Source organism: Microbacterium sp. BF1 (genome assembly GCF_019279095.1).
In the GTDB taxonomy this organism is placed as follows: Bacteria; Actinomycetota; Actinomycetes; order Actinomycetales; family Microbacteriaceae; genus Microbacterium; species Microbacterium maritypicum.
Genome location: NZ_JAGYWT010000421.1, coordinates 1 through 2,129 on the forward strand (window position 1 = coordinate 1; position 2,129 = coordinate 2,129).

Below are 2,129 nucleotides of genomic sequence, written 5' to 3' on the forward strand. Positions count from 1 at the left end.
GGGACACGAAGGCCTCCTGTGTTGCGTGAGCGGTTTCTAGACAGCTCCACTCTCGCAACCGGAGGCCTTCGTCTCTCAACAGCTCACGCGCGATTCACGCAACAACGTCCCTGGACATCACAGCTAGGCGCTGATGGTGCGCTGCAATCGCTTTGCGTCCAGCGTCTGGTTCGTGCCAGTCAGCAGCGACTTTGCGGTTGATGTCGTAGGTCATGGTGAGTTCGTGCTCCGGCAAAGATCGCATCAACGCCTCATCTGCGAGGCCCAGCCACTCAGCGGGGACCGTGCTCTCATCATCTGGCTTTGGAGAGGCTGGATCGACCTGTCTGACTGCATATCCGAGAGGAAGTTCCTCGGAAATCTCCGCGTCTCGCGGTCCACCTTCGAAGACGTACTTCATCGCACCAGCATAACGAGACACCTTGCGGCCGCGGAGAAGATACGGCTCGGTCCGCCACTTTTGCGATGTCGGGCGGTACTCTGGTCATCTCGCCGTAGGGGCGAGGTTCGAAGTAGTGCGTAGTGCGCGCTACTGCCCGCTAGGAGGACACGTGAATAAGCTCAGCACCATTGCCCAGGCACTCGCCGACGAGATCAGGTCTCAGGACTGGTCGGATGCCCATTCTCGCGCAGATGGCGCCCGCCACGACCGAGTCACCGACCGCACCAAGACTGCGCAACTCAGCGACGACGAGGCAGGAACTGTCCACGTTAACGTCATGTGGGTAGTCGCTCAAGCGCTTAGCGATCATGACCCGAACTTCGACGTTCACGCGTTCGCCGAGGCTGCCGGCGTCAGCGATCGCTATCGGTTGCGCAAGGATGGCACGCCCAGTGGTGGGATCGACGCTGGCATTCGTCCGAGGCGCCGAGGACAGACGTACACGCCGAAGCAACTCGCTCGGCTTCTCGGGTACACAGACGAGACTCGCCCTGGGAAAGTCGTTCGGGACTACCTACGCGCCACGTATCCCGACCGCGTCAAGCACAAGAAGTGGGAACTGAACGAAGCGCAGGCCGCAGCCGTTCTCGCGAACGTTCCGCGTAGAGCCTGACTAAACAGGAGAAGGCCCGTCCCAGCCGAAGCTAGGACGGGCCTATAGGGGGTCAGAGTTCGACGGTGAGTAGTTCTGCGTCGTAGTCAGGGAACCTGTGCCACACAGCTGGTCGCTTCCTTGGGGCTCGGAACGGGTAGCCATGAGCGTCAAGCAGAGGCCTAACGGAGTATGGCGTGCTCGCTACCGGGATCAGAACGGTAAGGAGCATTCCAAGCATGAGAAGACGAAGAAGGCCGCTCAGAAGTGGCTAGATGAGCAGACAGCCGCGATGGTCACAGGGCAGTGGGCAGACCCCACAGCGGGCCGTGTGACGTGGGATGAGTGGGTGTCGAGGTGGCTCACTATGCAAGTGTGGGTGCCGGGGACGACGACAGCCGCGAAGACCGCTGTGGAGTCGGTGCCGTGCCGTATGCGAGCGATCCGGGATGTGAAGCACGGGGATGTGCAGACGTGGGTCACGCGGGAGTCTGAGCGCGGCCTAGCGGCGTCCACGATCCGCACCCGGCTCAACTACGTGCAGATGGCGTTTCGTGCGGCTGTGGATAACCAGGTGATCGCGCGTAACCCTGCTGTGAGGGTGAAGACCCCACGGCAGCGGAAACGTGAGGCGAAGATGCGGACTCTGACCGCGGATCAGGTGGCGACCGCACTCGAGTCCGCGGGGGAGTTCCGGTTGTTCGTGGCGGTGTGCGTGTTCGCCGGCTTGCGGCTCGGTGAAGCTGCGGGCTTGCAGGTTGGGGATATCGACTTCGAGCGCAGTGTTATCGCTGTGCGTCGTCAGGTGCAGGGCACGTCTATCCCCTCGACTCGGGTAGGGGACTGCTGCACGAATAGGTGACATCTGATCTGGCTTGCCCTCGAGGGTGGCCTGGAAGGATGTTGCTGTGCCCAAGCCCTACCCGACCGAGTTCCGTGATGACGTCGTGCGCGTCGCGCGGAACCGTGAGCCCGGAGTGACGATCGAGCAGATCGCGAAAGACTTCGGGGTCCACCCGATGACGTTGCAGAAGTGGCTGCGTCGCGCCGACGTCGACGAGGGTGCCAAGCCCGGCCAATCCCGTGTCGAAGGGG

General features: G+C 62.2%; 4 protein-coding genes. 3 read left to right on the top strand and 1 reads right to left on the bottom strand.

Features of this window, described 5'->3' with window-relative positions; all coding sequences use genetic code 11:
* Positions 1-94: 94 nt before the first annotated feature.
* Positions 95-400 (bottom strand): hypothetical protein, encoded by a 306-nt coding sequence (locus KZA10_RS13070; RefSeq protein ID WP_218683088.1) that lies wholly within the window; start codon positions 398-400, stop codon positions 95-97.
* 151 nt (positions 401-551) lie between these two features.
* Here KZA10_RS13070 and KZA10_RS13075 point away from each other — a divergent pair, with 151 nt between their 5' ends.
* The 3 genes from KZA10_RS13075 to KZA10_RS13085 form a co-directional block, all read left to right on the top strand.
* Entirely contained in the window at positions 552-1,055 is a 504-nt protein-coding gene (locus tag KZA10_RS13075; protein WP_218683089.1) for a hypothetical protein, read from the top strand.
* Between the two features lie 142 nt (positions 1,056-1,197).
* Entirely contained in the window at positions 1,198-1,896 is a 699-nt protein-coding gene (locus tag KZA10_RS13080; RefSeq protein WP_218683090.1) for a hypothetical protein, read from the top strand.
* Between the two features lie 46 nt (positions 1,897-1,942).
* A partial coding sequence (locus tag KZA10_RS13085) for a transposase (protein WP_218682126.1) occupies positions 1,943-2,129 on the top strand: 187 nt, incomplete at its 3' end.

Excerpts from the sequence above, each read along its gene's own strand:
- KZA10_RS13070 (WP_218683088.1), bottom strand. The coding sequence starts at position 400 with ATGAAGTACGTCTTCGAAGGTGGACCGCGAGACGCGGAGATTTCCGAG.
- KZA10_RS13080 (WP_218683090.1), top strand. The coding sequence starts at position 1,198 with ATGAGCGTCAAGCAGAGGCCTAACGGAGTATGGCGTGCTCGCTACCGG.